The following is a 23,358-nucleotide window of genomic DNA, read 5'->3' on the forward strand; positions in this document are numbered from 1 at the left end:
CGCCCCCGCGTCCTCAGGTCTCGACGGGGGCCTGGCGGCCGTAGTCGTCGGCGAGACGGCAGATGTCGTCCTCGCCGAGGTAATCCCCGTGCTGGACCTCGATGACCAGCAACGGCTCGTCGTGCAGATTGGCCAGCCGGTGTGCGACCCCCTGCGGCACGACCAGCGACTCGCCCTGACGGAGGACCCGCTCGTGGTCGCCGATCTGACACGTGGCGACCCCGGTCACGACGTACCAATGCTCGGAGCGATGGACATGGGTCTGCAAGGACAGCCGCTTGCCGGGCTCGACCTCGATCCGCTTCACCTTGTAGAGGTCGCCCTGATCGAGCACATACCACGCCCCCCACGGGCGAATCTCGAAGTCGAGCGGCACTGGGTTCTCCTCGGGCAGCGGCCGTTTCCGGTCGTTTCTGTCTCCTGGAAGGCTAACTCACGCGGCGGAGCCGCACCCGAGAATTGGCCGAGGACCCCGGAAACTCCGGAGTCCTCGGCTGGATCAATCGGTCGATCGTCGTTCGATCAGTCGCCGACCTTCTCGGCGGCGTCGACGACGGCCTTGGCGGCGCTCTTCGCGGTCTTCTTCGCAGCGGTGGCGGTCGCCTTGGCGCTGGACTTCGGCGCAGCGGTGGCCTTCTTGGCCGTCGCCCTGTTCGCGGCGGCAGTCTTCTTGGCGGCCTTGGTCGCCTGGGTCTTGGTGGTCTTGGCCTTGGCCACGGTCACCTTGGCCTCCTTCACCGTCTCCTGGGTCGCCTCCTGGCGGCGGATCCGGCCGACCAGGTCCTCGCCGCGCTTGGCAAGGTCGTCCATGGTCTTGTTCACGGTGGCGACGTTGTCGCTGACCAGCTCGCCGACCCGGTCGGTGACCTTGGCCGGGAACGCGAGGGAGTCGGCCTGCAGGTCGCCCATCCGCTTCTCGATCAGCTTGCGACGCTCCTTGGCGTCCTTGGACAGCGTCTCGAAGCGGGTCTCGACCTCCTTGCGCAGGCTGGCGGGCTCGAGGTCGAGCTCGGCCACGCTCTTCTGCAGCTCGGTCAGCCGCTTGGACATGTCGGCGACGTAGTCGCGGAACACCTCGACGGCCAGGTCGGTGATGCCGATGCCGGCGTAGAACTGGCGGGTGGCCTCGTTGCGGATGTCGAACTTGGTCTCAGCCATGTCGGCTCCTCCTGTCTGGCCCGGCGCTGCCGGGCCGCTGCCCCGGCGCGGGTGGCCGGGTTGGTGGTCTGTGGTCCGTGGTCGTCTTGTCGCGACCACGGCTGGTCGGCGGCTGATCGTCGCGCCCGCCGTCGTGCTATTGGTTGCCGCCCTCCGCCGCGGTGGCCGCGACGAAGGACTGGTAGATCTCCAGCAGGGATTGCTTCTGCCGCTCGGTCAGGCCGGTGTCCGCAAGGACTGCCAACTCGACCGAACCCACCTCGCTGTCCGAGGGATCGAGGATCCCGGCGCGGACGTAGAGCTGCTCGGCGGAGATCCGCAGCGCCTTCGCGATCTGCTGCAAGACCTCGGCCGAGGGCTTGCGCAGACCACGCTCGATCTGGCTCAGGTAGGGGTTGGAGACGCCGGCCTGCTCGGCGAGCTGCCGCAACGAGAGCCGCGCGTTGAGGCGCTGCTCCTTGAGGTAGTCGCCCAGGCCGCCGACGTTCATTCCCATCTTGTACCTGGCCACGTCTCCATAGTGCTAGCAAAAGTTAGCACTTGCAAGCTGGGGGCACGTGATCTGAGTCACCACGGCGTCAGAGGACGGCCCGTACCTCGCCGACCCGGACCCCACCGCCCAGGAGCGGGCAGTCGACGACGCGGGTCAGCGCCTCGACGTCGACCCCCGGCCCGCGATCGACGCCACTGCGCCGCAGGGCAGCCACCAGCACCACCAGCGCCGCACGCTCACCACCGTCGTCGATCTTGACTACCCAGGCCCGTCCGTCGGGGAGCGCCGCGGCATAGCACCCCTCGGCGCCGCACTTTCCGATCGCCCTCGGAACAGCGGCCAGCAGGAAGGCGTCGCTCTCGGTGCTCCCGGAGACGTACGCCGGGAAGCCGCGGATCGCCTCGGCCACCTGACGAGCCGGCGCGTGCTCCCGGCCGGACCCGTCGACGCCCCGCGCGAGCAGGCCGAACGCCCGGGCCAGCCCCACCGCCGAGGCGGACAGCAGCGGGGCTCCGCAGCCGTCCACGGCGACCTGCGTCGGTTCGCCGGTGAACTCGGTGAACGTCTCGGCGATCGCCTGCTGCAAGGGGTGCTCCGGATCGCGATAGGACGCGACGTCCCAGCCGTTGAGGACGCAGGTGGCCAGCATCGCGGCGTGCTTGCCGGAGCAGTTCATCCAGATCGGCGCCGGCGCACCGCCCGAACGCAGCACCGCATCCCGGGCCGCGACGTCCAGCGGCAGGTCCGGCGGAGTCTGCAGGGCCGACTCGTCGAGGCCGGCCCCGGCCAGGATGCGTCGCACGCCGGCGATGTGGAACTCCTCACCCACGTGCGACGCACACGCGAGCGCGAGCAGCTCCGGGGGCAGGGCCAGGCCGAGCCGCACCATCGCCAGCGCCTGCAGGGGTTTGTTGCTCGATCGCGGCAACATCGGCCGCTGTGCGTCACCGACCGTCCACTCCACGCTCCCGTCGGCCCGCAGCGCCGCAACGGTCCCGTAGTGGTGACCCTCCACGAAGCCGGACCGGAGGAACTCCGCCACCACCGGCTGTGCACCCTCGAACATGCTGCCCAAGCGTAGGGGCTGGCAGGATGAGGCCGTGCCCAACCAGTCACTGCCGCAGTATCACCCCACCGCCCGCGAACTCGACGACCTCGAACTCCTCCTCGGCGGAGCACTGCAGCCGACTAGGGGGTTCAACGAACCCGGCAGCCCGGTCACCCTCGACCTGCCCCACGACGTCGTCGAGGCGGCGACCGCGCAGGGGGGCGCGGTCGAGCTGGTCGATCCCGAGGGGCTCCCGCTGGCCAGGGTGGACCTGGACGGTGCGGTCACGCCGCTGAGCCATGCCGAGCACGGGCCCTTTCGCCGGCTGTATCTCAGCGTCGCCGAGTGTCGGGAGCGGTACGCCGGCCGCACCTGGATCCCGGTGACCGACGCCCTCACCGAGATTCAGCTCGCCGAGATCCGACGGCTCGGACCGGTCGTGCTGCTGGCCCTGGTCGGCCACGGCACGTCGTGGCTCTCGACGGTGGGCCTGCTCCGCGCGACCCTGGCCGCCGCCGAACTGCTCGGGGACGCCGGGGTGGTGGCCTGCCCACTTGCCTCTCGAGGCGACGTCGACCTCGACCACCACCTCGGCGTCCAGGTGGTGGAGAACTACGCCGACGGCGACCCCATCGTCGGTCTGCTCGCCGACCCCGGCGGAGAGTTGGCCGACGACATCGTCGACATCGTCGACGAGGACCGCCCGCCGCCGGAGGAGCAGGGGCTGGTGCTCTTCTTTACCGGCCTGTCCGGCAGCGGGAAGTCCACCCTCGCGCGCGCGCTGACAGATCGCCTGCTCGAGCGCGGAGGCCGGACGGTCACCAGCCTGGACGGCGACGTCGTACGCCGCCATCTCTCCGCAGGCCTGACCTTTTCCAAGGCCGACCGGGAGACCAACATCCGTCGGATCGGCTGGGTCGCCGCCGAGATCTCGCGACACGGCGGCGTGGCGGTGTGCAGCCCGATCGCGCCGTTCGACGAGACCCGCCAGCAGGTCCGGGAGATGGTCGAGGACGCTGGCGGTGCATTCTTCTTGGTCCACGTCGCCACTCCGCTGGAGGAGTGTGAGCGACGCGACCGCAAGGGCCTCTATGCCAAGGCGCGCCGAGGCGAGATCCCCGAGTTCACCGGCATCTCCTCGCCCTACGAGGAGCCCGAGGATGCCGCCGTCCGGGTCGACACGACCGGCCGCAGCATCGAGGAGGCGCTCGACGACGTGCTCCTCGTTCTCCGCGACAGCGGTCACCTCGACCTACGTGACCTTAATCAACTGAATTACTAGACAAACGTAGATAAGCCGCGCCACCCGCACCGATTCACCTTTTAACCGATAAGACCACTAGAGTTACCCGCCATGATCGAACTGCTGACCTGGACGGCCCTGTCCATCGTCGTGGTGGGCTTCCTCGTCGGGGTCGTGGTCGGGCTCACCGGGATGGGCGGCGGTGCGCTGATGACCCCCGCCCTGATCCTGCTCGGCTTCGGCGACGCGACGGCCGTGGTGACCGCCGACCTGACCGCAGCGGCTGTCTACAAGACCGGCGGCGCGCTCGTGCACTCCAAGCACGGCCAGCCGAACTTCAGGCTCGCTGCATGGCTCATCGTCGGCTCGGTGCCGATGGCCTTCCTCGGTCCATTCCTCTTCCACCGCGTCGCAGGCGAGGGCGAGGGCCTGGAGCAGACCCTGAAGTTCGCGATCGGCATCGCCTTGCTGTTCGCGGCGACCACCTATGCGCTGCGGATCTACCTCCAGTTGCGCGCCGTACGCCGCGGCGGCCACCGTCCCGACGACAACCCGCACATCCGGCCCGTGCCGACGCTGTTGGTCGGCATGCTCGGCGGCGCGTTGGTCGGCATCACCAGCGTCGGCTCCGGCTCGGTCATCATGATCGCGCTGCTGATGCTCTATCCCGGTCTGTCGGCGCTGCGCCTGGTCGGCACCGACCTGGTCCAGGCCGTCCCGCTGGTGCTAGCCGCTGCGATCGCCAATATCGTGGTCAACCACGGCATCGACTGGTCGCTGACCATCCCGCTGATCGTCGGCTCGGTGCCCGGCTCGATGCTCGGGAGCCGGATCGCCCCGAAGGTCCCGCAATCGTGGATCCGGCGCGGCATCGTCGTCGTCTTGGTGATGTCCGGTCTCGCCTTGCTCGACAAGGCCGGTCACGGGCCACAGGCCGTCTTCGAGGCGATCGGCCTCTCCGGCATTGCCGACAGCCGCCAGTTCCCCGTCTTCTACCTGCTGGTCGGGGTGGCCCTGCTGTTCTTGATCCCCGTCGTGTGGCGCAAGCTTCGCGAGCTCGAAGGTCTGCCGGCCTCCGGACACCCCACCGTCGCCGAGCTGGATGACGAAGAGGGCGTCGGCCACGTCTGAGGACGGCGCTCCCTAGGCCGGGTCCTTGTAGTACACGAGTTGGGTCGTGGTGGCCAGCAGAGTCCCGGAGCGACTCCATAGTTCGCCCGACTGGTCGAAGAGCCCGTGGCCGAACCGCCCGCCCCGCGCCGTGGCGAGCAGGTAGTCCTCACCGACGGCGGCCAACTCGTCGGTCGTGGCATGGAAGTAGACAGACAGCGAGATCGTCCCCGCAGGTGCGAGCGCCCCCGTGCGCAGGAAGACCCGGGGGAAGAAGCAGTCAGCCATCGCGGTGAGCGAGGCGAAGTCCAGCGGGCGGGGCGGGTTGTCCCGGATCCACAGCGTCGTGGTGGAGTCGGCCGCACCCGGTCCGGGCTTCACCGGCGGAACGCCTGCGACGAAGCGCATCTGGTAGCGGCTCAGCCAGGCCAGCGGAATGATCGGCTCCGCCGCAGGGATCTCCTCGGGCGCAGCCACTGACGGCGGCGCCAACTCGGTCGCGCCCCAGGTGTCCCGGACGGTCGCGAGGACCATCGAGCCGGTCGTGACGACCTGCTCGTCCTGGAGGATCCGGAAGAGCCAGTGCTGGTTGCTCCGGTTGGTGCGCACCTCCTCCACCACGAGCTGCCACGGCCCATCGGCGATCGGTGCCACATAGTTGACGGTCAGGGCTGCGGGCTCCCCCTGGGAGCGCGCGTGCTGCCGCAGGGCCTGCACTACGGCGCCGGCAGTCACCCCACCGAACGGACCGACCATGTTCGCGTAGGCCGGATGGGTCTGCGAGGCGAAGGCATCCGGCCGGGCGATCTCGACCGCGATCGCCTCGTCGAAGGTGTGGCTCACCAGACAAGCCTCTCAAGGCTTCCGTCCAGCCTGGATGACGGCCCTCGCGGAGGGCTGGCGCGGACGACTAGGGTGGGCTCGAACCCCCTCGGGGACGATCCCAACCCCAGACAAAGGAACCAACCCAATGACCAGCCTGTACGCCGTCACCGACCCCAAGACCGGTGAGCTCGTGCGCAGCTTCGAGACCGACACCGACGAGCAGGTGCAAGCCGCCGTCGCGGCGGCCCAGAGCGCGTTCGACTCCTGGGGCCGGACCAGCTCCGTCGCGGACCGTGCCGCCTTGATCCGCCGGGTGTCGGAGTTGCACACCGAGCGCCGTGAAGAGCTCGCGAAGACGATGAACCGCGAGATGGGCAAGCCGTACGACGACGCGCTTGGCGAGGTCGACTTCTCCGCCGCGATCTACGAGTACTACGCCGACAACGCCGAGCGGTTCCTGGCCGACGAGCCCATCGACCTGCTCGACGGCGAGGGCAGTGCGGTCATCCGACGCCGTCCGCTCGGTGTCCTGCTCGGGATCATGCCGTGGAACTACCCGGCCTACCAGGTCGCCCGCTTCGCCGGGCCCAACCTGACCGCGGGCAACACCATCGTGCTCAAGCACGCGCCGCAGTGCCCGGAGTCGGCTGCCCTCCTGCAGCAGATCTTCGACGACGCCGGCTACCCGAAGGGCGCCTACGTCAACATCTACGCCTCCAACGAGCAGATCGCGGAGATCATCGGCGACCCGCGCGTCCAGGGCGTTTCGCTGACCGGCTCCGAGCGTGCCGGTGCGGCAGTGGCCGAGATCGCCGGCCGTCACCTGAAGAAGGTCGTCCTCGAGCTGGGTGGCTCCGACCCGTTCATCGTGCTCAGCTCCGACGACCTCGACGCCACCGTCGAGCAGGCCGTCGCCGCTCGGATGGAGAACACCGGCCAGGCCTGCAACGCCGGCAAGCGGATGATCGTCCACGAGGACGTCTACGACGACTTCGTCGCGAAGTTCACCGAGAAGATCCTGGCCACCGACCCCAACCCGCTCTCGTCGCTGGCCGCGGCAGAGCGGCTCGAGGGTCAGGTCGCCAAGGCGGTGGAGTCGGGCGCGAAGCTGACCTCGGCAGGCGAGCGTGACGGTGCACACTTCCCGGCCGGCGTGCTCACCGAGGTGGAGCAGGGCTCCGGCGCTGCCCTCGAGGAGCTGTTCGGCCCGGTGGCGATGGTGTTCAAGGTCGGCAGCGAGGAGGAGGCGATCAAGGTCGCCAACGACACGCCGTACGGTCTCGGCTCCTACATCTTCACCACCGACCCGGAGCAGGCCGCGCGGGTGGCCGACCAGATCGACGCCGGCATGGTGTTCGTCAACGCTGTCGGCGCCGAAGGCGTCGAGCTGCCCTTCGGCGGCGTCAAGCGCTCCGGTTTCGGCCGCGAGCTCGGCCGCTTCGGCATCGACGAGTTCGTCAACAAGAAGCTGATTCGCACCGCCGGCTGAGCCACCACAGGCTGAGCCCCGACCGGCTCGGTCACGACTGGTTCGGTCACACCGGCAGCTGAGGACGGTCCGAGATGGGTTTCAGGGCGTCGGCCCTACCCACCTGGGCCGTCCTCGTGCTTGCGGTTGCCTGCGAGCTGTGCGCGTCGCTGAGCCTGAAGGCGGCGCTGCTGCACCCGGCGTTCTACCTCAGCGTGGCGGTCGGCTATGTCGCGTCCTTCTTGCTGCTGATCAACCTGCTCAAGCGCGGCCAGCCGCTCGGCGTCACCTACGGCCTGTGGGGCGCCCTCGGCGTCGGCAGCACGGCGGTGCTCTCGACGCTACTGTTCGCCGAGCCGCTTACCGGGTTGATGGCCCTCGGCCTCGGCGTGATCATCGCAGGCGTGCTGATGGTCGAGCTGGGCTCTACCCACGACGGGCCGCCGGACGCCTCGAGCGGCGGGCAGCGGTGATGCTGCCCTGGTTGATGCTCGGCATCGCCATCCTGATCGAGGTCGGCGGGACGCTCTGCCTCCGCGCCGCAGTCAACGACCGGCCGCGCCTCTACCCCCTCGTCGTCTCGTGCTACATCGCCTCCTTCCTCCTGCTCACCCGCATCCTGGAGGCCGGCATCCCGCTCGGGATCACCTACGGCATCTGGGCCTCCTGCGGCGTGGCACTCACTGCGATCGCCAGCCGCTTCCTCTTCGGCGAGCGGTTGACCGCGACGATGGCCGGCGGCATCGGCCTGATCGCAGTCGGCGTCTTCCTGGTCGAGGTGGGCGCGACACACTGATCCACGAATCGTCGGCTCGCACACATCCCGAGCGGGGCGACCGGGCGAGAACAGCCCTCCCGTAGGCTGCAGCCAGCCCGCGGAGCAGGAACCCGGTGAGAGTCCGGGGCGGTTCCGCCACTGTGACGCCGTCGCTGGTCGACGACGCAGCCAGACACTGGCCGCGGGTCATCCGACCACTACCTGGGGCGCGAACCCCGGAGGAGGAGCCTCGACCATGGCCCCGTCGTCAGCCCGTCCACCAGCCGACCCGGCAGCCGGGCCGCGCATCGCACTGCTGTCCACGTCCGACACCGATCTGCTCTCGGCACGGGCGAGCGGAGCGTCGTACTCCTGGGCCAACCCGAGTCGATCGGCCGACGCCGAGCTCACCAAGGTCGTCACCGGTTCGGACCTGGTGGTCGTCCGACTGTTGGGCTCGCCCCAAGACCTGTGGGTCGGGCTGCAGTCGGTGCGAGAGAACCAGGTGCCGCTGGTGGTGCTCGGCGGTGAGCAGCAGCCGAGCGCCGAGCTGATGGAACTCTCGACGGTGCCGATGGGCGTGGCCAGCGAGGCCCACCGCTATCTGGCAGAAGGTGGACCGACCAATCTGGCACAGCTGCATGCATTCCTGTCCGACACGGTGCTGTTGACCGGGATCGGGTTCGAGCCACCGGAGACGATCCCGGCCTGGGGAATGCCCGGCCGACCGACGCCGGCGAGGAAGGACCTGCCACGGGTCGGCGTGCTCTATTACCGCGCCCACGAGGCCAGCGGCAACACCGCCTTCGCTCACGCCCTCGCCGATGCCATCGATGCCACCGGCGCGGCGGTCGGCCAGCCGGTGTACGCCGGATCGCTGCGCTCGGCGCCCGACGATCTCTTCGAAGCTCTGGCGGCCTTCGACGCGCTCGTAGTCACCGTGTTGGCGGCCGGCGGCAGCACCCCCGCGACCGCGAGCGCCGGTGGTGACGACGAGGCCTGGGACGTCGAGCGGATCGCGGCCCTCGACATCCCGATCCTTCAGGGCCTCTGCCTGACCACCAGCCGCTCTGCCTGGGCGGACTCCGACGAGGGCGTCACGCCGCTGGACGCCGCAACACAGATCGCGATCCCTGAGTTCGACGGCCGGATCATCACCGCACCGTTCTCCTTCAAGGAGATCGACAGCGACGGGCTTCCGCACTACGTCGCCGACCCCGAGCGCTGCGCCCGGGTCGCCCGGATCGCAGTCAACCACGCGCGCCTGCGCGGGACCGCCAACCAGGACAAGCGTCTCGCCATCGTCCTCTCTGCCTATCCCACCAAGCACGCCCGGATCGGCAACGCCGTCGGCCTGGACACGCCGGTGTCGGCGATCCGGCTGCTGCGCCGGCTGCGCGAGGTTGGCTACGACCTCGGCGATCCCGGTGCGATCCCGGGGCTCGACCTGGCTGACGAGACCGCCGCGGGAGACGCGCTCATCCATGCCCTCGTCGCCGCTGGTGGCCAAGACGAGGAGTGGCTGACCTCCGCCCAGCTCACCGAGGCACACGTGCGGATCGACCAGGCGGCGTACGACGCCTGGACGCGCGACCTGCCCGCCGACCTTCGGCAGGCGATGGTCGAGACCTGGGGTCCGGCCCCGGGGTCACTCTTCGTCAACGACACCGGCGAGCTGGTGCTCGCGACCATCTCCGCTGGCAACATCGTCATCCTCATCCAGCCGCCACGAGGCTTCGGGGAGAACCCGGTGGCGATCTACCACGACCCGGACCTGCCGCCGAGCCACCACTATCTGGCGGCCTACCGCTGGCTCGGCGCACCCGTCGAGGAGGGCGGCTTCGGCGCCCACGCCGTCGTCCACCTCGGCAAGCACGGCTCGATGGAGTGGCTGCCCGGCAAGACCGCGGCCCTGTCTGCCTCGTGCGGCAGCGACGCGGCCATCGCCAACCTGCCGCTGATCTACCCGTTCCTGGTCAACGACCCGGGCGAGGGCGCCCAGGCGAAGCGCCGCGCCCATGCCACCATCGTGGATCACCTGGTGCCGCCGATGGCGCGCGCGGAGACGTACGGCGAGATCGCCCAGCTCGAGCAGCTGATGGACGAGCACGCCAACATCGCGGCGATGGATCCGGCGAAGCTGCCCGCGATCCGCGGCGAGATCTGGTCGCTGATGCGGGCCGCGGAGATGCACCGCGACCTGGGCCTGGACGAGCGACCGGAGGACGACGACTTCGACGACTTCCTGCTCCACGTGGACGGCTGGCTGTGCGAGATCAAGGACGCCCAGATCCGAGACGGCCTGCACGTGCTGGGCCAGGCCCCCGAGGGTGGCGCTCGAGTCAACCTGGTGTTGGCCGTCCTGCGCGCCGCCCAGGTCTGGGGCGGCGTCGGCAACGCGGTCCCCGGGCTGCGCGCGGCGCTCGGGCTGAAGACCGACGAGTCGGTCACCGTGGTGGACGAGATCGAGGCCCGGGCCCGTGACCTCGTCCAGCAGATGGAGGATGCCGACTGGGACCCGGCCGCCGCCGTTGGTGTGCACGACAGCCCGGAGGTGCGGCAGGTGCTCGCCTTCGCGGCCACCCAGGTAGTGCCGCGACTTCGCCGCACCACCGACGAGCTAGAGGCGATCCTGCATGCTCTCGAGGGCGGCTTCGTCCCGGCCGGGCCGTCGGGCTCTCCGCTTCGAGGGCTGGTGAACGTCCTCCCGACCGGGCGCAACTTCTACACCGTCGATCCGCGAGCGATCCCCTCGCGGCTGGCCTGGGAGACCGGTCAGGCGATGGCCGACTCGCTGCTTGCTCGCTACCAGGCCGACACCGGCGGCTATCCGGAGTCGGTCGGGCTTTCGGTGTGGGGCACCAGTGCGATGCGCACGTCCGGAGACGATGTCGCCGAGGTGCTCGCCCTCCTCGGTGTCCGGCCCGAGTGGGACGCCGCCTCCCGGCGGGTTGGCCACCTACAGATCATCCCCCTCGAGGAGCTCGGTCGCCCGCGGATCGACGTGACGGTGCGCATCTCCGGGTTCTTCCGAGACGCCTTCCCCCACGTGGTCGCCATGCTCGACGACGCCGTCAGACTGGTCGCAGAGCTCGACGAGCCAGACGAAGAGAACTTCGTGCGCGCACACACTCACGCCGACCTGGCCGACCACGGTGACCACAGGCGCGCGACGACGCGCATCTTCGGCTCGAAACCCGGGTCCTACGGTGCCGGGATCCTGCAGGTCGTCGAATCCGGATCATGGCGCGACGACGCGGACCTGGCCGAGGTCTACACCGCCTGGGGCGGCTTCGCCTACGGTCGCGACTTGGACGGCGCCCCGGCCGCCGACGACATGCGCACCAACTACCGGCGCATCAAGGTGGCCGCCAAGAACGTCGACAGCGCCGAGCACGACATCGCCGACTCCGACGACTACTTCCAGTACCACGGCGGCATGATTGCGACCGTGCGCGCGCTGACCGGTGAGGATCCGAAAGCCTACGTCGGCGATTCGACCAGCCCCGACGCCATCCGCACCCGAACCCTCCAAGAGGAGACCAATCGGGTGTTCCGAGCACGAGTCGTCAACCCGCGGTGGATCTCGGCGATGCAGCGGCACGGCTACAAGGGCGCCTTCGAGCTCGCCGCGACGGTGGACTATCTGTTCGGCTTCGACGCCACCGCCGGTGTGGTGCACGACTGGATGTACGACCGGCTCGCCCGCGACTACGTCCTGGACGAGACGAACCAGGAGTTCCTGCGCCGATCGAACCCCTGGGCGCTGCGCGGCATCGTCGAGCGCCTGCACGAGGCCGCCGAGCGCGGTCTGTGGGCCGAGCCCGATCCGGAGGTGTTGACCGCGCTCCAACACGTCTACCTCGACGTCGAGGGAGACCTGGAGGACCGCGCGGAATGAGAGTCCGCATACTCGGCGCCGGCATGGGGCCACAGCATCTCACCTGCGAGGTCGTCGAGGCGCTGCGGACGGTCGACTACATCATCGCGGCCGACAAGGGCAGCGGCGACCGACTGCTCGCCGTGCGCCAGGCGATCGCCGTCGAACACGGGCTCGAGGTGATCCCCGTCCCCGACCCCCCTCGCGACCGCAACGATCCCGCCGACTACCCAGGCGCCGTCAATGCGTGGCACGAAGCCCGGGTGCGGGCCTACGAGCAGGTCCTGCGCGAGCGCGGTGGGACGGCGGCCTTCTTGGTGTGGGGGGACCCGGCGTTCTACGACTCGACCATCCGGATCGTCGAGCAGCTCGCCACCAGGCTCCCGATCGAGTACGACGTCCTCCCGGGCATCAGTGCCCCTCAGCTGCTCGCAGCCCGACACCGAGTCGTGCTGCACTCGGTCGGCCAACCCGTCCACCTCACCACCTCGCGCGGGTTGCGCGAGGCCGTCGCCGCGGGTCAGACCAACCTGGTGGTCCTGCTCAACCGGGTGATCGATCTCGCCGGTCTGGAGGACTGGTCGATCTGGTGGGGCGCCAACCTCGCCACGGACTCCGAGGAGCTGGTCGCGGGCCGGGTCGGGGACGTGCTCGACGAGGTTCACGCGGCCCGCGATCGTGCCCAGCAGACCGCCGGCTGGGTGATGGATATCTACCTGCTCCGGGCGCCGTGACGGCCGGCCTGCTGGTTGCCGGGACCACGTCCGACGCCGGGAAGAGCACCCTCGTCGTCGGGATGTGTCGCGCGCTCGCCCGACGCGGCCTCTCGGTGGCGCCGTACAAGGCACAGAACATGTCGAACAACTCCATGGTCTGCCTCGACCCCGACGGCCGGCACGCCGAGATCGGACGAGCACAGTGGATCCAGGCAGTGGCCGCCGGGGTGGCTCCGGAGCCGGCCATGAACCCGGTGCTGCTCAAACCCGGCAGCGACCACCGCAGTCACGTGGTGGTGATGGGCCACCCGGCCGGGGAGGTGTCGGCGACCGACTTCGCAACCGGCCGACGTCATCTGGCGGCCGCCGCGCACGCGGCGTACGACGACCTGGCCGCGCGGTTCGACCTGGTCGTGGCCGAAGGTGCGGGCAGTCCGACCGAGATCAATCTTCGCGCGAGCGACTACGTCAACCTGGGACTGGCCCGGCACGCAGGCCTGCCGGTGGTCGTGGTCGGCGACATCGACAGGGGCGGCGTGTTCGCGGCCATGTTCGGGACCGTGGCATTGCTGGAGCCCGCCGACCAGGCGCTGGTCGCCGGCTTCGCGGTCAACAAGTTCCGCGGCGACGCCGGGCTGTTGGAGCCCGGGCTACGCAGCCTCGAGAAGGTCACCGGGCGGCGGGTGTACGGCGTGCTTCCGTGGCACCCGGACCTCTGGCTGGACTCCGAGGATGCGCTCGACCTCGGCGCTCTGCCGCCGACCGACCGGCCCCGGACGCGGGTGGCTGTTGTCCGGCTCCCGCGGATCAGCAACTTCACCGACCTCGACGCACTGAAGCTCGAACCGGGCCTGGACGTGGCGTTCGTGTCCCGGCCGGCCGATCTGACCGACGCCGACCTGGTCGTCCTGCCGGGCACTCGGGCCACCCTCGCCGACCTGGACTGGCTGCGGCGGCGCGGGTTGGACCATGCCGTGGTCGAGCATGCACGCGCTGGCCGTCCGCTGCTGGGCATCTGCGGCGGCTTCCAGATGCTCGGGCACACGATCGCCGATCCCGAGGGTGTCGAGGGCACACCCGGCGCGACGGCCCAGGGCCTCGACCTGCTCGACGTACGCACCGACTTCGCCGCCGAGAAGACGTTGCGACTGCCCGCCGGCGAGGTCTTGGGCGCACCGACCACCGGCTACGAGATCCACCACGGGGTGATCAGTCGTGGGCCCGAGACCGAGGAGTTCCTCGGCGGTGTCCGATCGGGCAACGTGTTCGGCACCATGTGGCATGGCAGCTTGGAAGGAGACGAGTTCCGTGCCGCGTTCCTGGCCGAGGTGGTGGGGTTGCCGCCGTCCGGGGTGAGCTTCGCCCAGGCGCGAGAGCGTCGCCTCGACGTGCTTGCCGACCTCGTCGAGGAGCACCTCGACGTCGACTCGCTGCTGGCGCTCGCCCACGGTGGCCCGCCCGCTGGGCTGCCCATCCTTCCTCCGGGCGGCGCAAGATGAGGGTGCTGCTCCTCGGCGGGACCAGCGAGGCGCGCGAGCTCGCCGCCCTCCTGGTCGCGCGGGGAGTCGACGTGACCAGCTCGCTGGCGGGCCGGGTGGCACGCCCCCGGCTCCCGGTCGGCAAGGTCCGCGTCGGCGGCTTCGGCGGTGTGACCGGCCTGCGCGACGCGCTCGGCGACTTCGACGTGGTCATCGATGCCACCCACCCGTTCGCGCTGGGCATGAGCGCGAACGCCATCGCTGCCTGCCGGCTGGACCCCGAGGTTCCCCTGCTGAGGTTGGAGCGGCCGGGGTGGCCAGCGGACCCGGCCTGGCACTACGTCGAGACTCACGAGGCGGCCGGCGAGGCGGCCGCCCATCTGGGCGAGCGACCCTTCGTCACGGTGGGGCGGCAGGAGCTTGCGCGCTTGCTGCCCGCCTTGTCGGAGCATCGAGTCCTCGCCCGAGTGGTCGACCGACCCGACCTCTCCCTGCCGAGCGGCTGGCGCCTGATCACCAGTCGCGGCCCCTACCCGCTCAGCGGTGAGCTGACCCTGATGCGCAGCCACGGCGCCGATGTCGTGGTCACCAAGGACTCCGGTGGGACCTATACCTGGCCGAAGATGGAGGCCGCCGCTCTGCTCGGCGCGCAGGTGGTCGTCGTACGTCGACCGTCGCTGCCGCGCGACGTCGCGCAGGTGAGCGACGCGGCAGCAGCGCTGGCCTGGCTGGAGTCACGACGCGGAGAGGACGCGAGATGAGAGTGCTGGTGACCGGCGGGGTGCGTTCGGGGAAGTCCCATCATGCCGAGCAGCTGCTTGCTGCGCACGACTCGGTGCTCTACCTCGCGCCGGGCCCGACCGTGGCCGAGGATCCCGACCCGGACTGGGTGGCCAGGATCGCCGCCCACCAAGCGCGCCGGCCTTCGGGCTGGCACACCCTCGAGACCCGTGACCTCGCCGGCGCACTGGCCCAGGCATCCGGGCCGGTGCTGGTCGACTGCCTCGGCACCTGGCTCACCGGCGCGCTAGACGACCGCAGGCTGTGGAACGCGCCAGTCGAGGAGGTCACCGAGACCGTGGACCGGCTGGTGGCTGAGGCGGCCGAGGCGACCCGGGCGCTTCCGGGCGACGCGGTGTTCGTGACCAACGAGGTGGGCCTCGGTGTGGTGCCCAGCCACCGCTCGGGACGCCTCTTCCGCGACCTGTTGGGCGTGGTGAACCTGCGCATGGCCGCGGCCTGCGACGAGGTCCACCTGGTCGTCGCAGGCCGCGTGCTCCGCGTGTGACGCGCAAGCGTCTGCCGCGGTCTTCTGCCGTCTGCCGCGGTCTTCTGCCGTCTGCCGCGGTCTTATGGTGGCAAAGTGGCCCGTATACGGGTCCTCAGCCACGACAGCACCGCGGGAGATGGGGAAGGGCCACCACTGCACCGCGGGAGATGGGTCGGGATGCAGTTTCGGCCCAATCAGCGCACCCGACAGCGCCCTGAAACCGGCTACTGGTGCGTAGGTCACATATGCCGTCCGTACACACCAGTAGCCCAATGATGGACTGCAGTTCAGCACAATCGATGCACCCATCCCGGGGCCAAGAGCCGCCCTGTCCCGAGGGGTCACACGGGTCGCCGCTTCACCAAGATAAGTGGGTGAAGCGCCACTTCTCATTGCGTGCACGCAATGAGAAGTGCAGGGCCACCCAGTTACCTTGATGAAGCAGTGACGGGAGTGGCCACCAGCGACCAGAACCCGGCCGCCGACCACAACGGCAAGCACCGCTCCCCGTGTAGCTGCCTCAGTCGTGGCCCTAGGCGACCAGGAACCCGGACGGGAACCGCAAGCCGAGCACCGCTGTCCCGGTAGCTGCCCGTCGACGAGCACCCCAGTCCGCCGGCAACCCGGCCGCCAGCCGGAGCCGCGGACTGCTTTCCCGACGACCAGCCAGCCCGGGAGACGACCAGCGCAGCCGCCCCCGGACATCAGAGGCTGGCAGCCAGCTCCCGGCGTGCGTCGTCGGCGCCCGTCTGCCGCTCCAGGTGGCGCAACAGCCCGACCAGGGCGACGCCGATCACGGACCACATCGTGGCGATGGTGATCAACGACGCGCGACGGAAGAACCACAGCGTGTCGGCCGGGAAGTCGCCGATCTCGTTGACGGTCGGCATCGCGACGCCGGCCACGACGACCACGAGCACGTAGGCCGCGACGCCGCCCACGACGACGGCGTAGGTGCCCCATTGAGGCTGCAGTCGGAGCGCCAGCATCGTGATCACGACCGCGGCGATCAGCGAGATCAGCAGATAGGCGAAGAAGACACCGGTGCGATGGCTGATGGTGTCGGGGTTGCCGACCGCCGGTGGCGTGGCTGGATACTTCAAGAACGGCACTAGCGCGACAGAGACGAAGCCGATCAGGGTCACCAACGCCGTCGACTGAGACAGGGTCAGCTGACCCATCCGGCCGGCGACCCCGGCTGACACCAGCGCGACCAGGCCACCGAAGGCCAGGCTCATTGCCATGGTGCCGGTGAGCAGGCCCCAGGTCCGCTGGGTGGGACGCGTGACCACGGTGCCCTCGTCCTCTTCGCCGTGGTCGTGCCCGGCCGCCGTCTCGTCGGCGGGCGCTTCTTCGGCGGAGTGGGCCTCTTCGATGCCGATAGCGGTCTCGACGTGCGGCTCACCGATCTGGTGGGCGACCAGGAACGTGGCGAACCCGGCGATCAGGCCTGCGAGCAGACCACGGATCAAGAGGTTGCGTGCAGTCATCTGTCGGCCCGCCGTCAGTGGCAGGGGTAGCCGAGCAGGTGGCGCCCGTCGTGCACCCACTCGTGGATCGCGTTCCCTGCCGGGATCGAGATGGCGCCTTGGTCGGCGCTGACGAAGAAGATGACGATGAGGGCCAGCAGCCCGAAGAACAACGCCCACGGAGCGAGTTCGCGAAGAGGGACGGTGGGAAGTGAAGGTGCGCCGGCACTCGGCGCCGCAGCGACCTGCGACATGTGTCCTCCTCAGGGATGATGCGTCCCTGGTAGTCGGTATGGAACACGAACGTCGGGTCTGACTTCACCGCCTGAGGCGGTGTCACAGTAGCGCGACTGTGCCGGACTCTCACCGGCTTCCGAGCGTTCGCCTGCGGCGAGCGTAACGCATCCGGGCAGCACTCGGACAGGGGGTGCACAGGGCGGTGGTAGCCTCGCCGCTCCGTGGCGGGAAGCCGATCGGAGGAGGCCTCCATGGGACAAGCCGCGCTTCCGGGCGGGGCCATGGCCAGCGACCACACCGCATACGTCCTGGTCGGCATGTCGCCGCGCGAGGTGCAGGATCGTGAGAACCTGCTGGGCTGGGCCGAGACCGTCGGCGCCACAGTCGCCTTCTTGCAGTTCGGCTCCCCCACCGTGGGCACCGAGCTCACCCGGATCGCCGACACCGGCTGCCGGCGGGTGGTGCTGGTCGGCGCCAGCCTGGGCCGTCTCTCACCCGGCGCCTCGTGGCTGCGGCGGATCGCAGCGCACTGGTGGCGACAGCGGTCTGGTCCCGCACCTGAGCTGGCCTGCCCGGCGCGCTTGCTGACTCAGCTCGAGGACTGGCCGACGCTGGTCGCGGAGGCCCGGCCGATCACCGGCACCGAGGCTGGGTTGACCTCCCCCGCGTGGGAGTCCATCACCGGGCATCGTCACCAGGTGCTGGTCTGCCGAGGGCCACGATGCTCGGCTGCCGGCTCCGAGCAGACCCTCGAGGCGATGGTGCTGGCGCTGATGCGCCACGAGTTGGGTGACGACGACGTGTTGCTCACTCACACCGGTTGCCAGTTCCCGTGCAACCAGGCACCGGTGGTCAGCGTGCAGCCCGACGACATCTGGTACGGCGCGGTCTCTCCCGAGGTGGCCGAACAGATCGTGGCAGAGCATCTGGTCGGAGACCGGTCGGTCGAGAGCCACCGTCTGCCCCGGATGCGCGGCGACGCCGCCGAGGACGGCTAGATCAGTCCGTTCCAGCGGACATGCGGCCGTCCGGTGACCGGATGGGTCTCCACGGTGACGTCCACGCCGTACACCTCGGCGACCAGTCCGGCGGTGAGGATGTCCCCGACAGGGCCGAGCGCGACCAAGCGGCCGGCGTCGAGCACCCCGACCTCGTCGCAGTATGCCGCCGCGAACTCAAGGTCGTGCAGGACGGCGACCACGGTGATCCCGAGATCACGAATACCCTCGAGGAACGCCAGCTGGTGACGCAGATCGAGGTGGTTGGTCGGCTCGTCCAAGAGCAACACCTCAGGCTCCTGGGCCAGAGTCCTGGCCAGATGACTGCGCTGCCTCTCCCCGCCGGACAGCGTCTGCCAGCGCCGGTCGGCCAGGCGGTCCACCCCGGCCGCGCGCATGGCGGCCTCCACGATCGCCGGGCCACTCTCATCACCCGTGCCGAACCGGGAGCGGTGCGGCACCCGGCCGAGCTCGACTACCTCGCGCACCAGCAGATCGAGAGTGGTCGCCGTCTCCTGCTCGACCAGGGCCAACGAACGGGCGCGCTGTCGCGCCGAGATGCGGTGGACGTCGACCTTACCGAGGGACACCCGACCGCTGTCCGGGCGCACCACACCGGCCAGCAGCCGCAGCAGCGAGGTCTTGCCCGAGCCGTTGGGACCGATCAGCCCGGTGACGGCTCCGGGACGAGCGTGGATCGAGATGTCGTCGACGATCCGGCGGCCTCCGGCCTGCCAGACGAGCCCGTCACCGATCAGCGGCCGCGCGCTCATCCGGTGTCACCAGTGCGTCGCAGCAGCCAGGCGAAGAACGGCGCACCGACGACCGCCGTGACGACCCCGACCGGCATCTCCTGGCCGTCGATGACCGTCCTGGCCAGGGTGTCGGCCCACACCAGCAACGTCGCACCAACCAGCGCCGAGAGCGGCAGCAGCAGTCGGTGACCGGGGCCGGTCACGCTCCTCACCAGGTGAGGAACGACCAGCCCCACGAAGCCGATCGTGCCCGCATAGGCCACCAGGCACGCGGTGACCAGCGCCGTCGCGATCATCAGGCCCCACCGGAGCCGCTCGACGTGCACTCCCAGCGAGCGGGCCGTGTTCTCGCCGAAGGCGAAGGCATCGAGCTGGCCCGCGGTTGCCCAGAAGAGGACGCAGCCGAGCGCAGCCACCACCGCGAGCAGGACGGCGGTGTCCCAGCGGAGCCCGGCCAGCGACCCCAACGTCCACGCCAGCACCCGCCTCGCCGCGTCCGAGTCACCCTGCAGGGTGATGAGCAGCGAGCTGTACGCCGCGGCGACGGCGCCGATCGCCACTCCCGAGAGGATCGTCCGGGTAGGCGACAGCGACCCGCCCCGTCCGGCGGCCAGGAGCAGGACGAGGACCAGCGCCAGCAGCGCTCCGGCGAAGCCCGCCGTCGTCACCGCGGCGCTGCCCACCAGGCCGACCACAGGGATCCCCAACACGATCACGGTCACCGCGCCCGCGGCCGCGCCCGAGGAGATCCCCAACAGATACGGGTCCGCGAGGTCGTTGCGGGTCAACGACTGCAGCACCGCGCCGGCGGTCGCCAAGCCCGCCCCGACCGCAGCCGCACCGAGCACCCGCGGCATCCGCAGCTGCCAGACGATCTGGTCGTCGATCAGCCGGACGTCGAAGCCACCGAGGTGCGTCCGGCGCAAGACGACCTCCGCGACGGTGTGGACGGGCACCGACACCGCGCCGACGCCCAGCGCCACCGCCATGCTCACCGCAAGGGCGACCACGGCGGTGGCGACGGAGACGTACGGACCGAGACGCCGCGTCGTTGTCACTGAGGGCTGGTCACCGAGGGAGGTTGACCCCGCCGAGCTGGTCGGCCAGCGACCTGGCGCCGTCGACGAGCCGCACTCCGGGGGTGGACTCCGAGAAGGGGATGGTGACGAACCGCTTCTCCTTCACCGCGGTGAGCTGGCGCAGGACCTTGTCCTTGCTCAGATAGGCGATCTTGCCCTTCGCGGTGTCCCAGCTCGCGTCGACGACCACGATCACGTCCGGGTCGGCAGCCAAGACGTCCTCCCAGCTGGCGTCGAACCAGTTGCCCTCGTGGTCTGCGAAGACGTTGTCCGCACCGACAGCGTCCATCACCAGGCCTGGACCGCCGTCGCCTGCACCCACGAACGGGGTCTTGCGGCCGGAGTCGTACCACAGCACGCTCACGCCCTGGCCAGCTTTCTGGTCCGCCAGCTCGGCCAGGGTGTCGGTCTGCTCCTTGACCACGTCGGCCGCGCGATCGGGGACACCGAATGCCTTGCCGACCTCGGTGACCTCGTCCCAGACCGCCTGGAAGGACGGCGCCGGGCGCTGCTCGGTGTCGTCACACCCGAACGGGGACAGGTAGGACGCGATGCCCTGGCTGTCGAGCTGCTCCTGGGTTCCGACCGCCTTGCGCTCGAAGGCACTGCCGTACGACGCATAGGCGAAATCGGGGTCTGCGGCTAGGAACTCCTCACGCGACGGGTACTCCTTGGACAACACGGGCACGGTGTCGTAGGCGGCGGACCACCTCTCGGCCACCGCGTCGTCGAGGTAGGCGGTGCCTGCCATCTGGTCCTCGACGCCCAGCGCAAGGGCGACCTCGGTCGCTCCCTGGTTCAGGGTGACCGCGTGCTCGGGCGGCGCCGTCAAGGTGGACTCGTGTCCGCAGCTGCTGACGGTGACCGGGAAGCCCGCGACGCCGCTCTCGGAGGACTGGGCCTCCGGCTCGGGCGCTCCCGCGCACCCGACGAGCGACAATGCCAGGCCGAGCGCTGCTGCCGCAGGCATCAATCTGGGCAGGGGTGACTTGCGCATCTGGTTTCTCCAAACCCTCGTGGAATGTGACGCGCCGTGGCCGGTCTCCTGGCTTCCGTGTCAACGCTCGACGGCCGACCTTCCCGGGGTCACCCCCAGTGGCCCGTGACAGCCTGGGCTGCCACGCGAGGTCGTCTCGCTCGACGGCTACAGTGGCGAGGGCCGCGCCGGCATCAGACCGGCTTCCCGTTCACCACAGCAACCGCAACCTAGCAGCAACCCGCCCCGCGGTGCCGCACATGGAGACGCCGCCACTGGATCATTCGTGATCTGGGAAGGCTGGGCGACGGCGGTGATCCGGAAGTCAGCAGACCGCTCTGTAGCGATACCCACACCGCTGTTCCGCGAGAGATGGAGTCGCTGTGACCCTCGATGCTGCCCACCCCACAGAGCGGAACGCTCCCTCGGTCGACCAGTCCGATCGCCTGGTCCCGATCAACCTCCGTCAGTCCGGCACGAGGACGGTGGCCCGATGGTGGAGTACGACGCCCTGGTCAACCACGTGACGATGTGGAACGCCGTCCTCGACGCCGGCAAGGCGCACGAGCTGATGGTCATCGCGCCGGCCCATCACCGGCGGATCGCGGCCGGCATCTTGTCCTGGGGGCAGGACATGGACGCCGAGACGCTGCCGTTCCAGGTCAACCTCGGCTACCAGGTCCCGCGCACGAAGGAGGCCGACTATGAGGTCCCGCCGGGCGAGGCCGGCCTGGACGCCGCGCGCCGGCCAGCGCGACGGCGGCCGTCATCGCGAGCCAGCCGACCCGTCCCGCGAGTCGCACCGCGCGGATGATGTCGTCGGACACCGGAGGCGGGCCGGAGCCCAGGATCGCGCGGTGCTCGACGACTCCGCCGTAGTCGTTGGTCCCGCCGAGTCTGAGATCGAGGCTGCCGGCGAAGGCGGCCTCGGCGACACCCGCGTTCGGGCTGGGGTGGGCGCCGGCATCCCGCCGCCATGCTCGCCGGGCCGCCTCGGCGCGAGACGGCGCGGCGAGCATCACCAGGCCGCCGGAGAGCCGGGCGGCAGGCAGGTTCAAGAGATCGTCGAGGCGCGCGGAGGCCCAGCCGAACTGGCGATAACGGTCACTGCGATGGCCGACCATCGCATCCAGGGTGTTGGTCGCCCGATAGGCCACCATTCCGGCCGGACCGGCGAGGGCACCCCACAGCAGTGGCGCAACCACGGCATCGGAGGTGTTCTCGGCCACCGACTCGATCGCCGCTCGCGCGATCTCGGCCTCGTCCAGGGCACTGGTGTCCCGGCCGACCAGGTGAGTCAGCCGCTGCCGGGCTCCCGCCAGGTCGCCGGCTGCGAGCAGCGCGTGCACCGCCAGCGCCTCCTTCTCCAGCGATCTGCCGCCGAGCACAGCCCAGCAGGTCACCGCGGTCAGCGCAGTCGAGCCACCGGGCAGGCGACGCGCGACCCGCTCCAGCGCGCACCCCGAGATGAATGCGCCGCCCGCCAGGGCGGCCGCATGAACGACTCCGCGGCCGCGAGAGTCGGCGTACCAGGCCCGCTCGCATGCGGCGGCCAGCTTGCCGAAGCCGGCGACCGGGTGGAACGACGACGGGTCGCCGAGAAGGCGGTCGGCAAGATAGCCGAGCACCAGGCCGCTCGCTCTCACGCCAGGCCCACCAAGATCGCGGCCGCGCTGAGCTCGACCGCGGCGCCGAACACGTCCCCGGTCACCCCACCCAGGCGCCGCACAGCAACGCGTACGACGACCGCGCCGGCCGTCAGTCCCAGAGCAGCAGCCACCGCGCCGTGCCACCAGGGCACACCGCTCCACCCCGCCGCACCGGACAGCACGGCCGCGCCGACCAGCCAGACCGCCGCCACCCAGATGCGGGGCACGGTCTCGACGAAGGTCACCGCGAGTCCGTCCTGCCGCGCGCCGGGCACTCCCCTGGCACAGCACACCGTCAGCGCGCCACGAGCCACACAGACGCCGACCGCCCCGAGTGCGGCGCCTCGCCAGGTGTCACAGAGGGCAGCCAGCGCAGCGATCTGGATGCCGGCCACGATCAGCACCGTCACGGTGCCGGCCGGGCCGGACGACCCACTCCGCATCACCGTCAACGACCTCTCGCGGTCGTAGGACGCGGCGAGCCCGTCGGCGACATCCGAGAGCCCGTCCCAGTGCAGGGCCCGGGTCCCCCAGGCCAACACACCGACCATCAACACGGCTGCCAACAGCGGTGAGGAGGTCCAGCCACGGACGCCCAGGCCGACGCCGACGGCGAGGGCGGCCACCGGCAGGATCGCCAGCGGAGCCAGCAGGATGGCTCCGCGAGCGACCGCGCGATCGACCGCGGCCGGAGGCCGGACCGGGAGCGCCGTCAGGGTGCCGACAGCGAGGCGCCAGGAGTCGAGCAC

The 23,358-nt window shown here is 70.2% G+C and carries 23 protein-coding genes and 3 riboswitches; of the genes, 11 read left to right on the plus strand and 12 right to left on the minus strand.

Annotation, left to right across the window (positions count from 1 at the left end):
* Positions 1-13: 13 nt before the first annotated feature.
* The 4 genes from QM714_RS10210 to QM714_RS10225 all read right to left on the minus strand — a co-directional run bounded on the left by QM714_RS10210 (position 14) and on the right by QM714_RS10225 (position 2,717).
* A complete protein-coding gene (locus tag QM714_RS10210; RefSeq protein WP_415100074.1) occupies positions 14-376 on the minus strand; it encodes a phosphomannose isomerase type II C-terminal cupin domain in 363 nt (120 codons plus the stop codon).
* Between the two features lie 146 nt (positions 377-522).
* The gene (locus QM714_RS10215) at positions 523-1,158 is read right to left on the minus strand and encodes a hypothetical protein (RefSeq protein ID WP_415100076.1); all 636 of its coding nucleotides are present in this window, start codon (positions 1,156-1,158) and stop codon (positions 523-525) included.
* A gap of 136 nt (positions 1,159-1,294) precedes the next feature.
* Entirely contained in the window at positions 1,295-1,669 is a 375-nt protein-coding gene (locus QM714_RS10220; RefSeq protein ID WP_415100078.1) for a helix-turn-helix domain-containing protein, read from the minus strand.
* A 67-nt stretch (positions 1,670-1,736) separates the two neighbouring features.
* Positions 1,737-2,717 (minus strand): asparaginase, encoded by a 981-nt coding sequence (locus tag QM714_RS10225; RefSeq protein ID WP_415100080.1) that lies wholly within the window; start codon positions 2,715-2,717, stop codon positions 1,737-1,739.
* 34 nt (positions 2,718-2,751) lie between these two features.
* Between QM714_RS10225 and cysC the strand changes: the two genes are divergently transcribed.
* Together cysC and QM714_RS10235 are read left to right on the plus strand one after the other, a co-directional pair.
* On the plus strand, positions 2,752-3,981 hold the full coding sequence (gene cysC, locus QM714_RS10230) for an adenylyl-sulfate kinase (RefSeq protein WP_415100082.1): 1,230 nt from the start codon (positions 2,752-2,754) through the stop codon (positions 3,979-3,981).
* Positions 3,982-4,053: 72 nt separating this feature from the next.
* Positions 4,054-5,073 (plus strand): sulfite exporter TauE/SafE family protein, encoded by a 1,020-nt coding sequence (locus tag QM714_RS10235; protein ID WP_415100084.1) that lies wholly within the window; start codon positions 4,054-4,056, stop codon positions 5,071-5,073.
* Between the two features lie 12 nt (positions 5,074-5,085).
* Here the strand turns inward: QM714_RS10235 and QM714_RS10240 are convergent, their stop codons facing one another.
* On the minus strand, positions 5,086-5,895 hold the full coding sequence (locus tag QM714_RS10240) for an acyl-CoA thioesterase (RefSeq protein WP_415100086.1): 810 nt from the start codon (positions 5,893-5,895) through the stop codon (positions 5,086-5,088).
* A 127-nt stretch (positions 5,896-6,022) separates the two neighbouring features.
* On the opposite strand from QM714_RS10240, the gene QM714_RS10245 reads away from it, so the two are divergent.
* The 8 genes from QM714_RS10245 to QM714_RS10280 all read left to right on the plus strand — a co-directional run bounded on the left by QM714_RS10245 (position 6,023) and on the right by QM714_RS10280 (position 15,464).
* Positions 6,023-7,366 carry an NAD-dependent succinate-semialdehyde dehydrogenase gene (locus tag QM714_RS10245; RefSeq protein WP_415100088.1) on the plus strand — a complete coding sequence of 448 codons (1,344 nt, stop codon included), beginning with the start codon at positions 6,023-6,025 and terminating at the stop codon, positions 7,364-7,366.
* Positions 7,367-7,440: 74 nt separating this feature from the next.
* Positions 7,441-7,818: a DMT family transporter gene (locus tag QM714_RS10250; protein WP_415100090.1), complete on the plus strand. Its 378-nt coding sequence runs from the start codon at positions 7,441-7,443 to the stop codon at positions 7,816-7,818.
* The gene (locus QM714_RS10255) at positions 7,818-8,141 is read left to right on the plus strand and encodes a DMT family transporter (RefSeq protein ID WP_415100092.1); all 324 of its coding nucleotides are present in this window, start codon (positions 7,818-7,820) and stop codon (positions 8,139-8,141) included. Before QM714_RS10250 ends, QM714_RS10255 begins: the two co-directional genes overlap by 1 nt.
* Before the next feature lie 52 nt (positions 8,142-8,193).
* A riboswitch (cobalamin riboswitch) is annotated at positions 8,194-8,322 on the plus strand.
* 36 nt (positions 8,323-8,358) lie between these two features.
* Complete coding sequence (gene cobN / locus QM714_RS10260; RefSeq protein ID WP_415100094.1) at positions 8,359-12,003, plus strand: cobaltochelatase subunit CobN; 3,645 nt, start codon at positions 8,359-8,361, stop codon at positions 12,001-12,003.
* Positions 12,000-12,716: a precorrin-6A synthase (deacetylating) gene (gene cobF / locus QM714_RS10265; protein ID WP_415100096.1), complete on the plus strand. Its 717-nt coding sequence runs from the start codon at positions 12,000-12,002 to the stop codon at positions 12,714-12,716. Before cobN ends, cobF begins: the two co-directional genes overlap by 4 nt.
* Positions 12,713-14,197, plus strand: a complete 1,485-nt coding sequence (locus QM714_RS10270) for a cobyric acid synthase (protein WP_415100098.1) — start codon at positions 12,713-12,715, stop codon at positions 14,195-14,197. Before cobF ends, QM714_RS10270 begins: the two co-directional genes overlap by 4 nt.
* Positions 14,194-14,937, plus strand: a complete 744-nt coding sequence (locus QM714_RS10275) for a cobalt-precorrin-6A reductase (RefSeq protein WP_415100100.1) — start codon at positions 14,194-14,196, stop codon at positions 14,935-14,937. The genes QM714_RS10270 and QM714_RS10275 overlap by 4 nt, the downstream gene beginning before the upstream one ends.
* The gene (locus QM714_RS10280) at positions 14,934-15,464 is read left to right on the plus strand and encodes a bifunctional adenosylcobinamide kinase/adenosylcobinamide-phosphate guanylyltransferase (protein ID WP_415100102.1); all 531 of its coding nucleotides are present in this window, start codon (positions 14,934-14,936) and stop codon (positions 15,462-15,464) included. The genes QM714_RS10275 and QM714_RS10280 overlap by 4 nt, the downstream gene beginning before the upstream one ends.
* Positions 15,465-16,150: 686 nt before the next feature.
* On the opposite strand, the gene QM714_RS10285 is transcribed toward QM714_RS10280, so the two are convergent.
* Together QM714_RS10285 and QM714_RS10290 are read right to left on the minus strand one after the other, a co-directional pair.
* Positions 16,151-16,936 (minus strand): CbtA family protein, encoded by a 786-nt coding sequence (locus QM714_RS10285; protein WP_415100104.1) that lies wholly within the window; start codon positions 16,934-16,936, stop codon positions 16,151-16,153.
* Between the two features lie 14 nt (positions 16,937-16,950).
* Positions 16,951-17,169: a CbtB domain-containing protein gene (locus QM714_RS10290; RefSeq protein ID WP_415100106.1), complete on the minus strand. Its 219-nt coding sequence runs from the start codon at positions 17,167-17,169 to the stop codon at positions 16,951-16,953.
* Between the two features lie 33 nt (positions 17,170-17,202).
* Positions 17,203-17,334, minus strand: a riboswitch (cobalamin riboswitch).
* Positions 17,335-17,403: 69 nt separating this feature from the next.
* Here QM714_RS10290 and QM714_RS10295 point away from each other — a divergent pair.
* Positions 17,404-18,150: a (2Fe-2S) ferredoxin domain-containing protein gene (locus tag QM714_RS10295; protein ID WP_415100108.1), complete on the plus strand. Its 747-nt coding sequence runs from the start codon at positions 17,404-17,406 to the stop codon at positions 18,148-18,150.
* Here the strand turns inward: QM714_RS10295 and QM714_RS10300 are convergent.
* The 5 genes from QM714_RS10300 to QM714_RS10320 form a co-directional block, all read right to left on the minus strand.
* Positions 18,147-18,923, minus strand: a complete 777-nt coding sequence (locus tag QM714_RS10300) for an ABC transporter ATP-binding protein (RefSeq protein WP_415100110.1) — start codon at positions 18,921-18,923, stop codon at positions 18,147-18,149. The genes QM714_RS10295 and QM714_RS10300 overlap by 4 nt on opposite strands.
* A complete protein-coding gene (locus tag QM714_RS10305) occupies positions 18,920-19,894 on the minus strand; it encodes a FecCD family ABC transporter permease (RefSeq protein WP_415101056.1) in 975 nt (324 codons plus the stop codon). The genes QM714_RS10300 and QM714_RS10305 overlap by 4 nt, the downstream gene beginning before the upstream one ends.
* A gap of 79 nt (positions 19,895-19,973) precedes the next feature.
* Positions 19,974-20,981, minus strand: coding sequence for an ABC transporter substrate-binding protein (locus QM714_RS10310; protein WP_415100112.1), 1,008 nt, complete (start codon positions 20,979-20,981; stop codon positions 19,974-19,976).
* Between the two features lie 20 nt (positions 20,982-21,001).
* A riboswitch (cobalamin riboswitch) is annotated at positions 21,002-21,203 on the minus strand.
* Positions 21,204-21,622: 419 nt separating this feature from the next.
* Complete coding sequence (locus QM714_RS10315) at positions 21,623-22,606, minus strand: cobalamin biosynthesis protein (protein WP_415100114.1); 984 nt, start codon at positions 22,604-22,606, stop codon at positions 21,623-21,625.
* Positions 22,603-23,358, minus strand: coding sequence for an adenosylcobinamide-GDP ribazoletransferase (locus QM714_RS10320; RefSeq protein ID WP_415100116.1), 756 nt, complete (start codon positions 23,356-23,358; stop codon positions 22,603-22,605). The genes QM714_RS10315 and QM714_RS10320 overlap by 4 nt, the downstream gene beginning before the upstream one ends.

The organism is Nocardioides sp. (assembly GCF_047602075.1).
Taxonomy (GTDB): Bacteria; Actinomycetota; Actinomycetes; order Propionibacteriales; family Nocardioidaceae; genus Nocardioides.

Bases quoted from the DNA above. Each gene is read 5' to 3' on its own strand.
- QM714_RS10250 (WP_415100090.1), top strand. From the start codon at position 7,441: ATGGGTTTCAGGGCGTCGGCCCTACCCACCTGGGCCGTCCTCGTGCTT.
- QM714_RS10280 (WP_415100102.1), top strand. From the start codon at position 14,934: ATGAGAGTGCTGGTGACCGGCGGGGTGCGTTCGGGGAAGTCCCATCAT.
- QM714_RS10235 (WP_415100084.1), top strand. From the start codon at position 4,054: ATGATCGAACTGCTGACCTGGACGGCCCTGTCCATCGTCGTGGTGGGC.
- QM714_RS10245 (WP_415100088.1), top strand. From the start codon at position 6,023: ATGACCAGCCTGTACGCCGTCACCGACCCCAAGACCGGTGAGCTCGTG.
- QM714_RS10225 (WP_415100080.1), bottom strand. From the start codon at position 2,717: ATGTTCGAGGGTGCACAGCCGGTGGTGGCGGAGTTCCTCCGGTCCGGC.
- QM714_RS10305 (WP_415101056.1), bottom strand. From the start codon at position 19,894: ATGGCGGTGGCGCTGGGCGTCGGCGCGGTGTCGGTGCCCGTCCACACC.
- cobF (WP_415100096.1), top strand. From the start codon at position 12,000: ATGAGAGTCCGCATACTCGGCGCCGGCATGGGGCCACAGCATCTCACC.
- QM714_RS10310 (WP_415100112.1), bottom strand. From the start codon at position 20,981: ATGCGCAAGTCACCCCTGCCCAGATTGATGCCTGCGGCAGCAGCGCTC.
- QM714_RS10275 (WP_415100100.1), top strand. From the start codon at position 14,194: ATGAGGGTGCTGCTCCTCGGCGGGACCAGCGAGGCGCGCGAGCTCGCC.
- QM714_RS10285 (WP_415100104.1), bottom strand. From the start codon at position 16,936: ATGACTGCACGCAACCTCTTGATCCGTGGTCTGCTCGCAGGCCTGATC.
- QM714_RS10300 (WP_415100110.1), bottom strand. From the start codon at position 18,923: ATGAGCGCGCGGCCGCTGATCGGTGACGGGCTCGTCTGGCAGGCCGGA.
- QM714_RS10290 (WP_415100106.1), bottom strand. From the start codon at position 17,169: ATGTCGCAGGTCGCTGCGGCGCCGAGTGCCGGCGCACCTTCACTTCCC.
- QM714_RS10215 (WP_415100076.1), bottom strand. From the start codon at position 1,158: ATGGCTGAGACCAAGTTCGACATCCGCAACGAGGCCACCCGCCAGTTC.
- QM714_RS10255 (WP_415100092.1), top strand. From the start codon at position 7,818: ATGCTGCCCTGGTTGATGCTCGGCATCGCCATCCTGATCGAGGTCGGC.
- cobN (WP_415100094.1), top strand. From the start codon at position 8,359: ATGGCCCCGTCGTCAGCCCGTCCACCAGCCGACCCGGCAGCCGGGCCG.
- QM714_RS10295 (WP_415100108.1), top strand. From the start codon at position 17,404: ATGGGACAAGCCGCGCTTCCGGGCGGGGCCATGGCCAGCGACCACACC.